Below are 16,615 nucleotides of genomic sequence, written 5' to 3'. Positions count from 1 at the left end.
GGCAAATTTTGCTTAACTATTTATCGAGGCAAACATCGGACAGAGTCTTATAACTTGAATTCATTACTTCATACTCGGAAATAAACTCCAGAGGTGTTAACGGTCAGAGGTTCTATGAACAATAAGATTGAGATTGGTGATAATGCTAACTTTTCCCTTCACAACTGCGATAGAACAATCCCGTGTCACAATCAGGCAGGAGAAAAAACGTCAGAGAGGGTTTCGGTTGTTCCCCCGGAACAGGTGTCGCCTTTATTGGCATTACCAGATGAACTCCTGGTTAAAATTGCTGACTATCTGAGTTTCGTTGATTGGCGAAGCCTGGATTTGACCAGCAGGCGGTTAAATACACTTTTTAACACCGAAGAACGGCTGAAAATCCTGTTCGCTCGATATTATGGATCTCCCTCTGAAGCCTATAGAAAAATAATTGAAAACAGGGGGGTACCTGCTGTTCCAAACAATGAAATCAAGAACCCTTTTTTACGAATTGCCTATGGAAGATACCTAAGCAATGAATACCTGGCTTCTCTGGGAAGTGATGCCTCGCAAACCTGTGTGAAGACGCTGTCCGGGCATACTGGCGAGGTGATGTCAGTCACGCCACTGGCTAATGGGCGGCTGGCTTCTTGCGGTGCTGACGAAACCGTAAGGGTGTGGGATCTGAGCAAGCCCGGTGGGCCGCAATGCGTGATGACGCTGAATGGACATGCTGGCATTGTACACTCAGTCACGGAATTGTCTGATGGGCGGCTGGCTTCCTGCTCTGCTGATGAGACCGTAAACGTGTGGGATCTGAATAAGCCCGACGGAAAGCAATGCGTGGCGACGCTGCGTGGGCATACCAATCACGTGTGCTCAGTCACGCCATTGGCCGATGGGCGGCTGGCTTCTTGCGCTACTGACGGAACCGTGAAGGTGTGGGATCTGAGTAAGCCCGACGGGCAACAATGCGTGGCGACGCTGCGTGGGCATACTAATGGGGTGAGTTCAGTCACGCAATTGCCTGATGGGCGGCTGGCTTCCTGCGCTGGTGATCATACCGTAAAGGTGTGGGATCTGAGTAAGCCCGACGGGCAACAATGCGTGGCGACGCTGAATGGGCATACCCAATGGGTGACATCTGTCACGGCATTTGACGATGGGCGGCTGGCTTCCTGCGCTTGTGACCATGCCGTAAAGGTGTGGGATCTGAGCAAGCCTGAAGGGCAACAATGCGTGGCGACGCTGAATGGGCATACCCAATGGGTGAAATCTGTCACGGTATTGGCCGATGGTCGGCTGGTTTCCTGCGCTGGTGACTATCATGATGTCTATTTTGGTGACGGCTCTGGTGACAAGAGCATAAAGGTGTGGGATCTGAGCATGCCCGATGGGCAGCAATGTGTGGCGACGCTGAATGGACATGAAAGCTGGGTGAACTCAGTCACGCAATTGCCCAATGGGCTGCTGGCTTCCTGCTCTGAAGACCAGACCATAAAGGTGTGGGATCTCAAGGCAGGGGCTATGCGTGTCGACGCTGAAGGGCATACTGACGGGGTGAACTCAGTCACGGCAATAGCCGCGCAGCTGGATTCTTTCTCCCTCTGAAAGAAGAAAAATCGTTGCTTGATAATGAAAAAAATACCAGTGCTATCTGTGCTAAAAGTCACCGTGCAGCGGTCTGCCCTGGAGCAATTTTTCAGGACCAGGCAGGAGCGTCTTCTGGATATTGATTATGAATTTCTCATTTTCTGGCGATAGTTTTGCATATCCGTCAGCTTTTGCTGCAGTTTTGATTTGAGCGAGAAGTTATCCCCTGACATCTTTAATGCATACTGCAGGTGTCTGATAGCATCATCCAGATTGCCATTCAGGAAGAAGTACTCAGCCCTTGACTGATGCAGGCCGACAATGTCTTCTGCCAGCCCCTGAACTTCCGCCAGCTCAAACCAGATGTCCGGATCGTCCGGACGGAGGCGGCTGAGTTTCTGCAGCTCATCCCGGGCACTGGCATAATCCTGCTGTTGCAGCAGAATTTCTGCCCGGGTGGCCAGCAGCGGGTAGCTTTGTGGGTTGGTACTCAGTGCCTGGTCGATGCGTTTAAGACCCTGGCTGGCTTTTCCGGAGGCGGCTTGTACCAGAGACTGGGTCATAATCAGATAAGGGTTATCAGGGTATTGTTGCAGCAGAAGATTCATTTGCTGCTCTGCGACCGTGAAGTTTCGGGTTTTCATGCTGGCCAGCACCAAACCATATCGAGTGGGAGCCAGGCTGGCTGCTGATGTGGCGGTTAATCCGGACTCTAATTCCTTGTTCAGCTGTCTGGCCATTTCATGAGGGTTGTTGCTGTTCAGGACGGCGGCACGCACTCGCATGAACTGATAGTTTTGTGAGCCTTTCATAGTTTTTAACTGCTGGTCTGACATCTGGTCAGCCCGGGCCCGGGAGTCTGCAATACGGTTTTCTGTCACCGGGTGTGTCAGCAGGAATTCCGGGGGACGGCTGCCGTAGCGGCTGGCTTTGTTCATTTGTTCAAAGATTTCAGGCATGGCCTGTGGGTCAAAGCCGGCCCTGGCAAGGGTGGTGATGCCGATGTTATCCGCTTCCCGTTCAAACTGGCGGCTGAAACGAAGCCGTGCACTTTGCATTCCAGCCACGGTTGAGGTCAGTGCTGCGGCACCGGCATCTCCCCCTGCGGTGGCCATGATCAGTATGGATCCAAGAATGGCGGCGGCATTGGGGATGCTTTTGTTCCGTGCCTCTTCAACATTGCGGGCGTAGTGACGCTGGCTCAAGTGTGCCAGTTCGTGTGCCAGAACGGCGGCAAACTGGGCTTCGGTTTCGGCATTGAGAAACAGGCCGGTGTTAACGCCAACGATGCCGCCCGGGGCGGCAAAAGCATTCAGGACCGGGCTGTCAATCACCAGCGGGACCAGCCGGTGATCTTGCAGTTGGCTGGCAGCGGCCAGTCGGAAGATAAGGTTTTCCAGGTAGTCTTTCAGTTGCGGGTCAGAAATCATGGGGGTCTGATTGCGCAGGGCTTTTAACCATGACCGTCCGAGCTCATGCTCTTCCTGTTGGGAAATAATACCCGAAGTGCTATCCCCCAGGCTCGGCAGGTTGAGGTTGCTGCTCATGGTGACGCTGGAGTAGGTCGACAGTACAGCGGTCAGTGCTGTGGCTAATATAAGTACTGACAAAAAGCCCGCTCGTTTCATAGAATATCCATACCCGTGTTTTCTACAGTACACTTTATCACGAATCTGTTTATGGTTGAGCAATATAAGTAGTCATAATAGTGGTTGTTCATAGACGGGATATTTCCTCTTTTAACCAGTTGCCCGCTAAAGTGCTTAAACAGTTTTGACGTTTACACTGTCGTTGATATTAATGTTAGGTATTTATACTGTTGCAGCCTGTAAAGAATGAGTCGTTATTATGGATGTTGATCAGGAGCTTGATCTTAAAGGTATGAACTGTCCACTGCCACTGCTGAAGGCCAAACAGGCACTCAGTCGATTGCAGTCAGGTCAGGTTATCAGAGTGTATGCGACGGATCCCGGTTCGGTCAGGGATTTTGCCAGCTTTGCTAATATCAGCGGGCATATCCTGCTGGCCAGTGAAGAAGAGCACGGCGTTTATATCCATACATTGCAGCATAAGTAGTAAGGGATTTGCGTTGAATAATGAATCTTGAGTCAGTTGAATAACTAACGGAGCATTTGATGCTGAATGTAATTAAGGGATGGCTGCACAGCTATCTCTCGGATCAGGAAGCGATTGTTCTTCTGATCCTGTTGCTGGTTGGCTTTGTTGTTGTGCTGACCATGGGGAAAATGCTGGCACCGGCATTGGCTGCTTTGATTTTTGCGTTTCTGATGCAAGGCCTGGTGAACTGGCTTGAGCGGCAGCGAATGCCTCATCTTCTGGCCGTTAACCTGGTTTTTATCGGATTCCTTGCCGCGTTGTTGCTGGTGATTTTTGTGGTGGTGCCACTGGTGTGGGAACAGGTGACTCATCTGTTAAATGCCATGCCAGGCATGGTTCGTCAGGGGCAGGCGTTGCTGGTGAGTTTGCCTGATTTATACCCGGGCTTTGTTTCTGAGCACCAGGTTAGCCTGTTGGTCACAACCATTAATAAGCACCTGGCCGACTTTGGTCAGTGGGCATTGTCTTTTTCGCTGTCCAAGCTCCCCGGTATCGTTGCTCTTCTGGTCTACCTGATTCTGGTGCCTATCCTGGTTTTCTTTTTTCTCAAGGATAAAGAGGTTTTGCTGGGTTGGATGGCCGGTATTCTCCCTCGCCGTCGCAGGCTGATTGACCAGGTTGCTGATGAGATGAATGACCAGATTGCCAACTATATCCGGGGGAAGGCGATAGAAATTGTCATTGTCGGGGGTGTCAGTTATGTGCTGTTTGCCCTGTTAGGGTTAAGCTATTCTGCGCTTTTGGCGGTGATAGTCGGTTTCTCGGTTGTTGTGCCCTATATCGGGGCGACCGTGGTGACGATTCCCGTTGCCTTAATTGGTTTTTTCCAATGGGGATTGGATGATCAGTTTGTTATTTTGATGGTGGGCTATGGGATCATTCAGGCGCTGGATGGTAATGTTCTGGTGCCGTTGCTTTTCTCTGAAGCGGTGAACCTTCATCCTGTTGCTATTATTATTGCCGTTCTGGTGTTTGGCGGTTTGTGGGGGTTCTGGGGAATCTTTTTTGCCATTCCCCTGGCAACCTTGTTAAAGGCAGTCATGAATGCCTGGCCGACAGTGGCGGATGTGGAGTTAAGTTAAAGGTGTGAAGTTAAAAAGTGGGCAAAGCCCACTTTTTAACTTAATTCGGAAGATGGCGTTTTCATTACTCCTCTTCGTTGCTGTTGTCACTGCTATCGGTCTGCGCCTGAGTGTCTACCATTTGTGCGGCCTGCAGAACATCTTCAACATGCCCTTTAATGCGAACCTTTCGCCACTCGTGTTGCAGTACACCATTACTGTCGATCAGGAAGGTGCTTCGCTCGATCCCCATATACTCCTTGCCATACATCTGCTTTAACTTGATGACGTCAAACAGTTTGCAGAGCGTTTCATCTTTATCTGAGATCAGCTCAAAAGGGAACTCGTATTTGGCCCGGAAGTTTTCATGAGCCTTGATGCCATCTTTGGATACGCCAAAGACCAGCGTGTCTGACTCTTGAAATTGGCTGTAATGATCTCTGAAGGCCTGTCCTTCACTGGTACAGCCAGGGGTATTGTCTTTTGGGTAGAAAAACAGGACGACTTTACGGCCTTTGAGTTCAGAGAGTTTGACCGTCGTGTCACTGGTCGCTTGGGCGGTAAAGTCAGGAACGGGTTGGCCCAGAGTTACGCTCATGTTTTATCCTTAGTCGCTCTCATTAGTCATTATTAATTTCAGGGGAGTTAGTTTAAACCATCACTGAAAAAAAGGCAGGCCTAAAAGGTATTCAAATATTTTAAGCTTTTTCTCTTATTCGACTTCAGTTTTTCAACAAAGTTCAACAAACAGCCAGGCCGGGATGGATTTCGGCCTTGTGAATGTAAAAGGGCGTTAGTAACATTACGCAAGATTCTGCCTTTAGGAGTGAACTGATGATTACCGGGAGCCTGGTGGCTATTGTTACCCCCATGTATGGCAATGGTGAGCTGGACTGGGAGAGTATGCATGCCCTTGTAGAGCATCATATTGACCAGGGGACGGATGGGATCGTGGTGGTGGGTACCACGGGTGAGTCAGCCACTCTGACGGTGCAGGAACATTGCGAAGCCATAAAACGGATGGTGGACCAGGTGAATGGCCGGATTCCCGTGATTGCCGGTACCGGGGCAAACTCAACCGCAGAGGCCGTCCACCTGACGGCGGAAGCCAAGGCATTGGGCGTGGATGCCTGTTTGCTGGTGACCCCTTATTACAACAAGCCGACTCAGGAAGGGCTTTACCTTCATTTCAAAACGGTGGCTGAATCGGTGGCGATTCCCCAGATCCTCTATAATGTTCCCGGCCGAACGGCGGTGGATATGCTGCCGGAAACCATTGGTCGCCTGAGTCAGCTGGACAATATTGTCGGCGTTAAGGAAGCCACGGGCATTGTTGAGCGTGGCCAACAGATCCGGGCGTTGTGTGGTGAAGACTTTGCCATCTACTCCGGTGATGATGCTACCGGTATGGAGCTGATGCTCCAGGGGGCAAATGGCGTTATCTCTGTGGTCAATAATGTTGCACCAAAGATTATGCATGAATTGTGTGTTGCTGCCACGGCGGGTGATCGCAGTACAGCGGAAGCGCTTAATGCCCGGATTGAAGCATTGAGCAGTCAGCTCTTTCTGGAAGCCAATCCGATTCCAGTAAAATGGGCATTAAAGGAGATGGGGATGATCAAGGACGGTATTCGTTTACCATTGACGCCCCTTTCGGAGTGTTATCACTCCGATGTTAGAAGTGCACTGCAAAAGGCGGGGTTGATTTGATGGTTCCGGGTCAAAGGATCAGTGAGTTGCAAAGGTATGCCCGGTTGGGCCTGTCTGTAGTGATCAGCGCATTGGTGCTGACAGGTTGTGCCAATCCTTTTGGCCAGCAGGGGTATCTGCGGGATCGTGCCGGAGACTACACCGAGGCGCAGACCGCTAAACCCATCACCTTGCCGGAGGGAACCCGGGCCAGGGAGCTGGGGGATATTCTGGTGATTCCAGAGGCTGGCCTGACTGACCAGAAACTGCCACGGGCGTTTGAAGTTCCAAGGCCTTCCCAGCGATTGATGTTGAAAGAAGGTGATCATTACAGCCTTGAACGCAATGGTAGCCAGGAATGGTTGTCCGTTGATCGTGAACCCGGTGAAGTGTGGCCCGGTGTGCTGGGCTACATTGAAAAGCTGGAGGAAGAGCAGGGTGTTGGCATTGCCAGCACAGAGTTTGCCAAAGGCGTTGTTGAAACCCGGTGGCAGGACTTTGGCAAGGATAAAGATCACGGTGTGATGTACCGGACATTCGGTAAATTATTGGGTGCTGATGATCTTGAGCCGATGGAAGAACGCTTTCGCTTTGAGGTTCGCAATGGCCTGAAAGGCGGGACCACGGAGGTTTATGTCTATCATCAGGGACGGCCATTGGCTAAAAAAGGGAAACCGGCTCCGGTTCCTGAGAGCTGGGATAACCTGGGAGAGCCAAGCAGGCGGAAAGCGAATGATGTGCTGGCCGAGATGCTGGTTTACCTGGCACGGGATGATGTTCAGTCATCGGTTTCTCTCCAGGCTCAGGGGCTGGATATTGCTTCAGTCACGGAAGCGGGCCGCGATGGTAATGGTAACCCGGTACTGACGATACGTGGGCTGTCCTATGCCCGTGTCTGGGACTCTGTTGCCAATGCTATGGATAACGCTGGACTGAAGGTTGTTGATCGTAACCGTTCCGCCGGGCTCTTCTATCTTGCTGACAGTGTTCCACAACTGGATCAGGAGCAGCAGAAAAAGAGCTTCTGGTCAGGTTGGTTCAGTGATGATCAAGACACCGAAGTGTCTGATGAGCAGAAAACCCTGACGGTCAGGGTGAGTAATTACTCTGAGGCGGTTCAGCTTTCTGTAGAAAAGGATGTGAATACCTCAGCGCCTGCAGATGTCAGTCAGAGACTGCTCAAGGTGATTCAGGACAACCTTCAATAAATAAAGCAGGCGTAAGCCTGCTTTATTGTATCTATCCCTGAACGCCCATTCTTGAACGAAAGTCACTTCTTTTGATGGTTATCTGGAATCGATCAAACCATACTCCTTATCCAGAATCTCAATAATCTCGGCCTTGGGGTTGTCAGAGAGTTTGAGAGGCTTTCCGGTAATCTTTTCAGCAATCGCTGTGTAGGTTCTGGAAAGGTCCATCAATGCGCTTTCCGGCAGTGCATGATCTCTGGCAAGGGCTTCCCGCTCCGGCATTCGCTCTTTATTCAGCAGGATATCAGGCTCAGGGAAGTGATTAAGCAGAAACTGCCGGAAGCTCTCTTTTGAATTTTCAATCACCTGACCTTGACGATACGCTTCACCGTCCCAAATCCTGGAGGAGTCCGGCGTGCCAACCTCATCCATATAAATCAGCTTTTCCTGTCCACGGGCATCGGTGACGTAACCAAACTCAAATTTGGTATCGACAAATATCTGGTCAAGGGCTGTCAGGGACCGGCTGATAACCGTGAAGCCTTCCTGAAGAAGGGTTTCGTAGCGGTCAATATCGTCAGGATGTCGGAAATTGAAAGCCCTGTAATTATCTTCCAGGTCTTTACGGGTAATATTGACGTCATCCGCTTCAGGCACTCCGGGAATGCCTGTTAATACGCCCTTGGTTGATGGGGTAATCAGTAGCCCCGGCAGTGGTTGATCTTTCTCCAGCCCTTCCGGAAGTCGTATACCGCAGAACTCGCGTTCACCTTTGCTGTAGGCCCGCCACATTGAGCCGGTAATATATTGACGGCCGATGGCTTCAATCATTACAGGTTGCGCTTTCTGGACAATCCAGACCAGTGGATGAGGAATATCCAGGATATGGCTGTCCGCCAGGCCATGTTGTTTGAAGAGATTGAACCAGTGGTTAGAGATCGCATTCAGCGCAGCACCTTTGCCGGGGACGCCGTTCAGCCCCCCTTCACCATGCCAGATACAGTCAAAGGCACTGATTCGGTCAGAAATAACCATAATGGCCAGTGGTGCATCGGCAGCGACATCATAGCCTTGTTCGTTGATCAGCCGTCGGCTGTCAGCTTCACTAAGCCAGTAAACGGAGCGTACCTTGCCGGAGTGAATAGGGAGGTCGGTGCGAATCGGGAGATCGTTGTTAACGGCCAGGACCTTATCAGCAAGACTCATTGCGGCTACCTGTTCTGTATTCTGTTTGGTAATGTCGATTTATCACCCATGATGGTGATACAGCTCTACCCGGCGCATGGTGGTGACCGTGGAGGTACGGGTCGAAATCATAGCAAATAACCCATGTTCGCTGTACAGGAAAAAGAAGCAAAACAACTCAGCAGATCGGGAATCTGCCCAGAGCTTGGACCTGGTTCATTAATAACTGTTTGTTATTTAGACATCGTCCCGGAGTTTTCGGCGGATGGCTCATGGCTCTTGTTCGAGGGGGCTGGGAAAATTTTTTATGCACAAATGTCAAGCGATTGACGAGTATTTTTTTTCGCTGCCATAAGTGACTGATTTTGTAAGCACTTATCCTAAGTATATGAAAAATAAAGAAAAAAAATAGATCAAAAAATAACCAGTTTAATAAAGGGGTAGTAAACATCGGTCTTTGTGACGGGTTGTGAGTGATCATCCACAAACTTATCCACAGATTCTGTGGGTAAAGTAATGTTGGCAGTACCGGGTTGAGGCTTGGTTATACAAAGCACTGTTAATTCCAAGATATTCTTAAAGAAAAAGTTTGTGCTGCCGGGTCTATTCTCCGGTGGCTTGCGGCGAAGTGTTTAATCACATTGCTTCAGGCGAAACCTGAGCGTAAAAAACACTGGGTCAAATATGCCGACAAAGGCCTTATCGTCAGTTGAAAGTACCATTATTATTCCCTCATCGTTTAGTGGTCATTTCAAGGTGACAAATGTGATGAATGAACAAAGCTTCGTGGTGGATGTAACAGAAGCGAATATTCAGGAAGTGCTCCAGCAATCCGCCGATCAGCCCGTGCTTCTTTATATAGGTATGCAGAGTGATCCGGCCTGCTCAGCGCAACTGGGTGTTCTGGAAGCGCTGGCTACCGCTTACCAGGGCAAGCTGATACTGGCGAAAGTGGCCGCAGAAACCGAGCAGATGCTGGCGCAGCAGCTGGTGAGTCAACTGCAGGTAAGAGCGTTACCCGGACAGGTGGTTTTGCACCAGGGAAGACCGGTTAAGGTGTTCAGTGGGCCCCAGTCAGAAGAGCAGCTGCGTGAAGTGCTGGATCCGTTGACCATGAGTCCGGCAGACATGATTCGTCAGCAGGTTGAAGCGCTGATGGCTGAAGGCGAAGCTGGCCAGGCTTTGGAGTTGCTGCAGAATATTTTGCAGGATGAGCCTGATAACCATGCCCTGCAAGTGTTGCAGGTGAACCTGCTGCTGGAGCTGGGACGTATCGACGAAGCCCGGCAGTTGATGGCGGTGCTCCCCGCCGATGCAGAAGGCATTGCCCAACCGAAAGCCAAACTGGCTTTCTACGAAATGGTTGCGGATGCCCCTGCCCGGAATGAATTGGAAGCCCGGCTGGCGGACAATGACAATGATCATGAGGCTCGCTACCAGCTGGCGATCCGATTGGTAATTGCTGACCAGAATGAAGAGGCGCTGGAGAATTTGCTGACGATTGTTCGTCGGGACCGTGAATTCCGTGAAGACGGTGCCAGGCTGCTGATGTTGCAGGTGTTTGATCAGCTGGGGCAGGGTAGCCTGATCGCCAAGCGCTATCGCGGAAAGCTGTTTGGTTTGCTGCACTGATTTTGTCTCGCCAAATCTTGATCCTCCACTCCCTTCTCGCATTCCCGGACAGTCTCCTGGAATGCTCGTACTATCTTTTCTGAACTTTATATTGATCCCTTGGTCAAAAAAGTAAGAGGGGCCATTCTTTCACTCGGATTGGTGTCGAAATAGCAGCTGAATCAGGAGGTAAATGATGAATTGTTTGTACGATGGAGCAGCTGCAATTGGCAGTGCTGTCGCTTACGTCCTGAAACAACCTTTGCGCCTGATCAGCTATTTTTGCGGTCGAGCTGTAGCGGTATTATCAGCAGTCAAAAAAAAACTGTTCGGCACCGGCGGAGAAAGCCAGCCATCCGCCACTGACCTGAACCAACGGTCGGTTTCAATACCGGGCGCTGGCCAGTCTCCTTTGACGGGCGAGCCATCGGTAATGCCCGAGAATGCTGACCGCTCAAGCCCTGCTGCCGGTCACGATGTTTGTCCGAAGTCTCCTGATCCCGGGTCACCGGTTAATTTCCCCCGGTGCATCAACATAGGGTTTCTGGGAGCCAGCTACGGAGGGAAATCGGCCTTGATTAATCTTCTGCGTGAAGTGGATGTTAATGCGACCGACGCAGCCCGTGAAACCGTTGTTTGTTCCAAACAACGGGATACCCAGCGCTACCGGCTAAATAAGACACCTGTTTATTTGTGTGAACTACCAGAGATCAAGGCAGATTATAACCCGGAGGCAATGGCCAATCGTTCAGGCCTCCTCGCCTACGATGCGGTGATTGTTCCTCATTGTTTTAACAAAGCACCTTCTGACGCTATTGCTACCATGATAAGTCAGGTGAAAGAAGCGGGTATCCCACTCTATTTTGTTTACACCAAAATGGATAATGCTATTGCGAGTATTCGCAGCGAAGAAAGAAAGTCGAGTCCCTCTTTTTATCAGGATCTTGCCACCGATGTTAAGGCGCAGATAAAACGTGATTTCCAAGATTCCATCGGATCAGAACTCAGCGATGACAATATTTTTATCAGCGGCTTCCCTTCCGACAGCAGAGAATTTGATTTGCCGCAACTAAAACAGCTTCTCGGTAACGTCCAGAAAAGAGCAAGGAATGGTTGAGGGATGACCCGGGCAGCGTTGGCTGTCGTCAAAACCAGGAGGCAGTTCACAGGCAAATCATCAAGCGCACAGAGAAAATTCTCTTAGTCGTGCGCTTTTTGGTTCAACCGTTTAAGCGTTCTCTTTTTCCGGGATTTCCACCGAGAAGCTGGCTACCTCCTGTCTTTCCAGTGCTTCTTCGCTCATTCCGCCAAGGTTTTCTACCAGCTCATCCAGCATCTGCTGCAGTGTCAGCGTCATGATGGCGAAGTCAGCGTCAAACTGTTCGGCCGCTGTTTCAGCGTTGACTTCATCAAGCTGTTCCTGAACGGAGTCGGTGAACTTCAGTTTGCGAATGACCAGGTCATCACCAAGAACAAAGCTCAGGGCATCATTCCAAATCAGCGCCACTTTGCTGACCTGTTTTCCTGCCTGAAGATGAACCTCAACCTCTTCACCAATCAATTCCTGTTTACTGACTTTTACCTGGCCCCCTTCATCGCCGGGCTCACGCAGTTCACACTCATCACCGAGGACCAGCTTGTCAGGCATGGGGATCTCCTGAGCCAGCCAGCGTGTCATGGCATGGGATGGCATGTTTTTCAGTGGCGGGTTAATAATCGGCAGACTGCCAAGGCATTCACGCAGGCAGGAAGTCAGCTCTTCAGCTTTCTTGAATGAAGAAGCATCCACCACCAGCCAGCCTTTCACCGGATCAATATAAGCAAAGGTGTTCTGGCTGCGGCTGAATGCTTTGGGCAGCAGTTCCATCAGTACATCGTCTTTTAATGCTTTCTTCTCTTTGCTGAAAACCTGGCGGTCCTGTTCCTCTTCAATCTGTTCAACTTTTTCTTCCAGTGCTTCATTGATCACGCTGGCGGGAAGAATTTTCTCTTCCTTGCGGGCGGTGATCATAACGAACCCATTGCCGGCATGGGTCAGCAGTTCACCCTGTTTGCCTAACGGGGGAACCCAGCCATAGGTGCTCATATCCTGACTGCCGCAGCTGCGAAAGCGTTTCTGGCGGAGTTGCTCTTCAAGATCGTCAACGGACGTTTTGAATGGCTGGGTAAACCGGTAAAAGATAAGATTTTTAAACCACATGATCGTTTCGGAATCCTGATTGGTCGGAAGTTTGGCCGCTTTCCATATTGTCCCATCCCTGTTGTCCCATATAGTCGGGCTGAACTTCCGGGTATGGGCTCAAGGCCGCGATGGAAAGGCACATGTTAACAAAACCTGACCGTAAATTAGTTATTGATGTTGATAAAGAAACAGAGGGTATAAAAAAAAGTTTTTAATAACTGTTGCGTATCAACAGGTTAGCTGCTTATAATTCGCCGCGTTGTTGAGAGGGGCTCTCGGGAAGCTTGAGAGAACAAAGCAAAGTTCTCAACAATCTTTTTGATAAGAGTTCAGGGTGATTAGCTCAGCTGGGAGAGCATCTGCCTTACAAGCAGAGGGTCGGCGGTTCGATCCCGTCATCACCCACCAGCTAGAAACTAGTATCTAGAGACTAGAGACTAGACAGCGGACCGGTAGTTCAGTCGGTTAGAATGCCGGCCTGTCACGCCGGAGGTCGCGGGTTCGAGTCCCGTCCGGTCCGCCATTTCTATTGCGTTGTTGGTTTTTAACAAGTCCTGAGAGGGGCTTGATATCGGGGAGAGTTCTGGTAAAGTCACCCTCCCTTAGTACTGGTGACAGTGCTGGGATGATTGAGAAAGTTTCAGCGGACCGGTAGTTCAGTCGGTTAGAATGCCGGCCTGTCACGCCGGAGGTCGCGGGTTCGAGTCCCGTCCGGTCCGCCATTTTATTCCTGCGTTGAGAAGCAGGTAAACAAAGTAAACAATTTGGGTGATTAGCTCAGCTGGGAGAGCATCTGCCTTACAAGCAGAGGGTCGGCGGTTCGATCCCGTCATCACCCACCAGCTAGAAACTAGTATCTAGAGACTAGATAGCGGACCGGTAGTTCAGTCGGTTAGAATGCCGGCCTGTCACGCCGGAGGTCGCGGGTTCGAGTCCCGTCCGGTCCGCCATTTTATTTCTGCGCTGAGAAGCAGGTAAACAGAGTAAACAATTTGGGTGATTAGCTCAGCTGGGAGAGCATCTGCCTTACAAGCAGAGGGTCGGCGGTTCGATCCCGTCATCACCCACCAGCTAGTACCTAGAGACTAGAAACTAGATAGCGGACCGGTAGTTCAGTTGGTTAGAATGCCGGCCTGTCACGCCGGAGGTCGCGGGTTCGAGTCCCGTCCGGTCCGCCATTTTATTCCTGCGCTGAGAAGCAGGTAAACAGATAAACAATTTGGGTGATTAGCTCAGCTGGGAGAGCATCTGCCTTACAAGCAGAGGGTCGGCGGTTCGATCCCGTCATCACCCACCAGCTAGAAACTAGTATCTTGAAGCTAGAGACTAGGTAGCGGACCGGTAGTTCAGTCGGTTAGAATGCCGGCCTGTCACGCCGGAGGTCGCGGGTTCGAGTCCCGTCCGGTCCGCCATATATTGAAACCCTTACGATAGCTGTCGTAAGGGTTTTGTCGTTTATAGACCCTGTAAACAAAGGGTTAAACGGATGATGCTGTGGTTTGTAGGCTTTCGTTTTTAAAGCTATTTTTCCCCGTTTTTCTGACTTTTCTCTCTCCTCTCTGAAAAACCGTGGTCCGAGCCCTTCGACGAACCACAGCGTTTAACTGTTTGATTATATTATGCTTTCGCTGTTGTTCAGAGTGTCGCGTTTTTGTGAGTTCGCGGCTGTTCCGGCGGTAGGGGCTCGGGACTGGATTCGAAACACTCGCTTTCCTATAAACGATAATTTTCGTCCTGACGTTTCACCCGATAGTTGTTTTTATTATGCTGCTCTTTTTGAAGCATATGTATCAAATGCTTTCATGAGGAAATTTATAATAATGAAGTGGATTGATGAGTTTTGTGACAGTGTTTGGTCGGCTTTATTTCTTTGTGGAATTATATTTCTAACAGGTATGCTCTTTGGAGCAGGGATAAACAGTCAAACGTTTATTATAACAGCCGGGAGTATTGGTTCTTTCTTGGCTGGGACAGGCACTATAGCTGCGCTGTATTTTGCAAAAATCACCATAGAGCTGTCTTTCACCACCCCTATCAGGAATAAACCGATTCGTAAGAAATGCCTAAAATTTGGATAATCGTCCACTGCTTTTCCTTCAAACCGACCACATGCTGTTCCTGATTATTGACCGTTAATACATTAATACCCTGAAAGCAGAAGTAGACCCATCTTGCTGTTGGATTCTGGCAGGGCTTCTTTTTCTGGCTTGGAAACACACGACTCTGCTTTTTCAGTTCGTGCCTTATTCTGTGCTGGATAGCAGCATAGACCATCAGGCAGAGTGTCATCACCATCAACAGCGCTTCAATGCGCTCCGGTTTTTTCAGATAGAGTGAAGAGACCAGAAAGTCCGGGCTTTTCAGGAAACGAAAGCCGCCTTCTACTTGTTGTTGCGACTTGTAGGTAGATAACAGCTCACCGGCATGCAGACGGTTCTGATCCAGCTCATTGGTGCTCAGGATAAAGTAGCCCAATGAGGCCTGTGCATGCTCCTTTTTCTCGCAGGCAACAAAACATACGCCATGGACAAAATATTCGAAGTGATCAGGTTTACTGTCTGACGGTGGACGCCCCTTGCCTGAATAGCAGCGTTTGCGGATAACTTCAGGTTCCGCTCCACTCTGGCAGAGCTTCGATTGTTTCTGCCATAAGGCAAAAGCCTGCAATGCATCGTCTTCGCAAAGAAAAGCCTTTTTACGCAGCTTTTCCAGATCACGAGCCTCTTTCAGTGACTGTTTCTCCATCTTTCTTATCAGCGATTTCTGCTCGCTCAGTCGACGCTTTTTATTGAGAAACAAGAACCATCGTTGTTGAACATCTCCATAGGTGGAAGGCACTTGTGCAAAGTAATAATCCTCGTAGCCTTCAACAGGCTTCAGCGATACAGCAGACGCTTTGCCGACCAGTTGCTTTGCATCCTTGATATTCAAAGGCACCCGGGAGATAAACCGCTGTTTTTGATCATCAAGCAACTGAAGGGTTTCAGCAACGTACAGGGCGGCATCAGCGACCAGGTAGCGGCTATTCAAAGCCGCCCTGAAACACGACAGATGGTTTTTGATAATCTCCTGAAAGCAGGTTTTATCGTTCACATTACCGCTGGCAGGCGCCATGAACACAGGAATACCGGCCTCATTCCCGGTCATTAACTGCAAGACCACCTGGTTCAGGTCAGGCCGGTGGTCGCGGCTGTAACCGCGACAGATATGGATGCACTTCAAGTCATCAGGGTCGTCATTACTGTTGTAGTCACCATCCACATGAAAGCTGGTGCCGTCCAGATTTAATGCCTTGCAGGGCAGCTTCAGATGATTAACGACCTTAACAGCAAGGTGCAGATACAAGTCACTGACGCCAGCGTCGTAAAGGCTGTCGAGGGCTCGCCCCAGTACCTTGTCGTTCAAATGTTCAGCCTGGATGCCTTCGCCAATGAGCCGATCGATCGGCCTGTCCTCATAAAAATCAGGAAACATATACAGAGTCTGTCCTATAAAGCCCAGCCCATTGATGATCATTGCGACCACAGCCTGTCCAATCGTGACATTACGTACATCGGAGTCATTGGTTATGCGCGCATCAATATATTCGGCTATCTTTAGTTCCCGGCACATCGCAGCAACTAAGCCAAGGTGGTTCAGGCTTTTGAACTGGTATTGAAAAGGTGGCAAAACAATATCCCTGAATATCTGATCAGTCCTTTGACGACAGGTTTCAGGAAAATATCAATTGGTGTGGTGAAAGACAGCTCCTATATTTACGCTGGCGATTTTGAAAGAGAAAACGTAACTATTCAGCACCCTTCATATAAATCTGGAATTTTCTGATTTTTCGACCATCATCTTATACTCAATTTATCTAACAAATCTCCAGTATGGAACCAGACTGAAGTGGTTATAGTTTTCCGGACACACAGACTCGGGTAATATCAAAGCCCCTCAAGGTGTGTCCAGATGTCAGAAAAGAAAGTCAAAACCTATACGGCAGAGTTCAAGGAATCTGCTGTGAA

14 protein-coding genes and 9 tRNA genes are annotated in these 16,615 nt (G+C 49.9%); 17 read left to right on the top strand and 6 right to left on the bottom strand.

The annotated features are described in order from the left end of the window. Positions 1-114: 114 nt before the first annotated feature. Positions 115-1,590 carry an F-box/WD repeat-containing protein gene (locus tag J7439_RS14175; RefSeq protein ID WP_209202633.1) on the top strand — a complete coding sequence of 492 codons (1,476 nt, stop codon included), beginning with the start codon at positions 115-117 and terminating at the stop codon, positions 1,588-1,590. 125 nt (positions 1,591-1,715) lie between these two features. Here J7439_RS14175 and J7439_RS14170 read toward each other — a convergent pair whose 3' ends face one another. Continuing rightward, entirely contained in the window at positions 1,716-3,182 is a 1,467-nt protein-coding gene (locus J7439_RS14170) for a M48 family metalloprotease (protein ID WP_209202631.1), read from the bottom strand. Positions 3,183-3,420: 238 nt separating this feature from the next. On the opposite strand from J7439_RS14170, the gene J7439_RS14165 reads away from it, so the two are divergent. Next, a complete protein-coding gene (locus J7439_RS14165) occupies positions 3,421-3,648 on the top strand; it encodes a sulfurtransferase TusA family protein (protein ID WP_209202629.1) in 228 nt (75 codons plus the stop codon). Between the two features lie 59 nt (positions 3,649-3,707). Continuing rightward, entirely contained in the window at positions 3,708-4,772 is a 1,065-nt protein-coding gene (locus J7439_RS14160; protein ID WP_209202627.1) for an AI-2E family transporter, read from the top strand. A gap of 64 nt (positions 4,773-4,836) precedes the next feature. Here the strand turns inward: J7439_RS14160 and J7439_RS14155 are convergent, their stop codons facing one another. Further along, the gene (locus J7439_RS14155) at positions 4,837-5,349 is read right to left on the bottom strand and encodes a peroxiredoxin (protein WP_209202625.1); all 513 of its coding nucleotides are present in this window, start codon (positions 5,347-5,349) and stop codon (positions 4,837-4,839) included. A 236-nt stretch (positions 5,350-5,585) separates the two neighbouring features. Here J7439_RS14155 and dapA point away from each other — a divergent pair, with 236 nt between their 5' ends. Together dapA and bamC are read left to right on the top strand one after the other, a co-directional pair. Beyond that, positions 5,586-6,461, top strand: coding sequence for a 4-hydroxy-tetrahydrodipicolinate synthase (gene dapA / locus J7439_RS14150; protein ID WP_209202623.1), 876 nt, complete (start codon positions 5,586-5,588; stop codon positions 6,459-6,461). After that, entirely contained in the window at positions 6,461-7,648 is a 1,188-nt protein-coding gene (gene bamC, locus J7439_RS14145) for an NlpB/DapX family lipoprotein (RefSeq protein WP_209202621.1), read from the top strand. The genes dapA and bamC overlap by 1 nt, the downstream gene beginning before the upstream one ends. Before the next feature lie 78 nt (positions 7,649-7,726). On the opposite strand, the gene J7439_RS14140 is transcribed toward bamC, so the two are convergent. After that, positions 7,727-8,836 carry a phosphoribosylaminoimidazolesuccinocarboxamide synthase gene (locus J7439_RS14140; protein WP_209202619.1) on the bottom strand — a complete coding sequence of 370 codons (1,110 nt, stop codon included), beginning with the start codon at positions 8,834-8,836 and terminating at the stop codon, positions 7,727-7,729. Between the two features lie 123 nt (positions 8,837-8,959). Between J7439_RS14140 and J7439_RS14135 the strand changes: the two genes are divergently transcribed. The 3 genes from J7439_RS14135 to J7439_RS14125 all read left to right on the top strand — a co-directional run bounded on the left by J7439_RS14135 (position 8,960) and on the right by J7439_RS14125 (position 11,543). Then, positions 8,960-9,145 carry a hypothetical protein gene (locus J7439_RS14135; protein ID WP_209202617.1) on the top strand — a complete coding sequence of 62 codons (186 nt, stop codon included), beginning with the start codon at positions 8,960-8,962 and terminating at the stop codon, positions 9,143-9,145. 438 nt (positions 9,146-9,583) lie between these two features. Next, positions 9,584-10,447: a tetratricopeptide repeat protein gene (locus J7439_RS14130; protein ID WP_286198355.1), complete on the top strand. Its 864-nt coding sequence runs from the start codon at positions 9,584-9,586 to the stop codon at positions 10,445-10,447. Between the two features lie 241 nt (positions 10,448-10,688). Then, positions 10,689-11,543, top strand: coding sequence for a P-loop NTPase family protein (locus J7439_RS14125; RefSeq protein WP_209202613.1), 855 nt, complete (start codon positions 10,689-10,691; stop codon positions 11,541-11,543). Between the two features lie 111 nt (positions 11,544-11,654). Here J7439_RS14125 and rdgC read toward each other — a convergent pair whose 3' ends face one another. Next, positions 11,655-12,626 (bottom strand): recombination-associated protein RdgC, encoded by a 972-nt coding sequence (gene rdgC, locus J7439_RS14120; protein ID WP_209202611.1) that lies wholly within the window; start codon positions 12,624-12,626, stop codon positions 11,655-11,657. Beyond that, complete coding sequence (locus J7439_RS26530) at positions 12,616-12,750, bottom strand: hypothetical protein (protein WP_286198352.1); 135 nt, start codon at positions 12,748-12,750, stop codon at positions 12,616-12,618. The genes rdgC and J7439_RS26530 overlap by 11 nt, the downstream gene beginning before the upstream one ends. A gap of 190 nt (positions 12,751-12,940) precedes the next feature. Here J7439_RS26530 and J7439_RS14115 point away from each other — a divergent pair. From J7439_RS14115 to J7439_RS14075, 9 genes are all read left to right on the top strand, one after another. Next, positions 12,941-13,016: transfer RNA gene (locus J7439_RS14115), tRNA-Val, on the top strand. Between the two features lie 38 nt (positions 13,017-13,054). Beyond that, positions 13,055-13,131, top strand: a tRNA-Asp gene (locus J7439_RS14110). A 122-nt stretch (positions 13,132-13,253) separates the two neighbouring features. Continuing rightward, positions 13,254-13,330, top strand: a tRNA-Asp gene (locus J7439_RS14105). A gap of 44 nt (positions 13,331-13,374) precedes the next feature. After that, a tRNA-Val gene (locus J7439_RS14100) sits at positions 13,375-13,450 on the top strand. Between the two features lie 31 nt (positions 13,451-13,481). Then, positions 13,482-13,558, top strand: a tRNA-Asp gene (locus J7439_RS14095). Positions 13,559-13,602: 44 nt separating this feature from the next. After that, positions 13,603-13,678: transfer RNA gene (locus tag J7439_RS14090), tRNA-Val, on the top strand. 31 nt (positions 13,679-13,709) lie between these two features. After that, positions 13,710-13,786, top strand: a tRNA-Asp gene (locus J7439_RS14085). Between the two features lie 43 nt (positions 13,787-13,829). After that, positions 13,830-13,905, top strand: a tRNA-Val gene (locus J7439_RS14080). A gap of 38 nt (positions 13,906-13,943) precedes the next feature. Next, positions 13,944-14,020 (top strand) — tRNA-Asp (locus J7439_RS14075). A 622-nt stretch (positions 14,021-14,642) separates the two neighbouring features. Here the strand turns inward: J7439_RS14075 and J7439_RS14070 are convergent. Next, a complete protein-coding gene (locus J7439_RS14070) occupies positions 14,643-16,277 on the bottom strand; it encodes an IS1634 family transposase (protein WP_209202609.1) in 1,635 nt (544 codons plus the stop codon). Between the last annotated feature and the right edge of the window lie 338 nt (positions 16,278-16,615).

This window comes from Salinisphaera sp. G21_0, assembly GCF_017744115.1.
In the GTDB taxonomy this organism is placed as follows: Bacteria; Pseudomonadota; Gammaproteobacteria; order Pseudomonadales; family Endozoicomonadaceae; genus Endozoicomonas.
This window is presented reverse-complemented; position numbering and strand designations above follow the sequence as displayed.

Coding starts and splice junctions, on each gene's coding strand:
- J7439_RS14135 (WP_209202617.1), top strand. CDS start 8,960: ATGTTCGCTGTACAGGAAAAAGAAGCAAAACAACTCAGCAGATCGGGA.
- J7439_RS14175 (WP_209202633.1), top strand. CDS start 115: ATGAACAATAAGATTGAGATTGGTGATAATGCTAACTTTTCCCTTCAC.
- J7439_RS14155 (WP_209202625.1), bottom strand. CDS start 5,349: ATGAGCGTAACTCTGGGCCAACCCGTTCCTGACTTTACCGCCCAAGCG.
- bamC (WP_209202621.1), top strand. CDS start 6,461: ATGGTTCCGGGTCAAAGGATCAGTGAGTTGCAAAGGTATGCCCGGTTG.
- J7439_RS14165 (WP_209202629.1), top strand. CDS start 3,421: ATGGATGTTGATCAGGAGCTTGATCTTAAAGGTATGAACTGTCCACTG.
- dapA (WP_209202623.1), top strand. CDS start 5,586: ATGATTACCGGGAGCCTGGTGGCTATTGTTACCCCCATGTATGGCAAT.
- J7439_RS14130 (WP_286198355.1), top strand. CDS start 9,584: ATGAATGAACAAAGCTTCGTGGTGGATGTAACAGAAGCGAATATTCAG.
- J7439_RS26530 (WP_286198352.1), bottom strand. CDS start 12,750: ATGTGCCTTTCCATCGCGGCCTTGAGCCCATACCCGGAAGTTCAGCCC.
- J7439_RS14160 (WP_209202627.1), top strand. CDS start 3,708: ATGCTGAATGTAATTAAGGGATGGCTGCACAGCTATCTCTCGGATCAG.
- J7439_RS14140 (WP_209202619.1), bottom strand. CDS start 8,836: ATGAGTCTTGCTGATAAGGTCCTGGCCGTTAACAACGATCTCCCGATT.
- rdgC (WP_209202611.1), bottom strand. CDS start 12,626: ATGTGGTTTAAAAATCTTATCTTTTACCGGTTTACCCAGCCATTCAAA.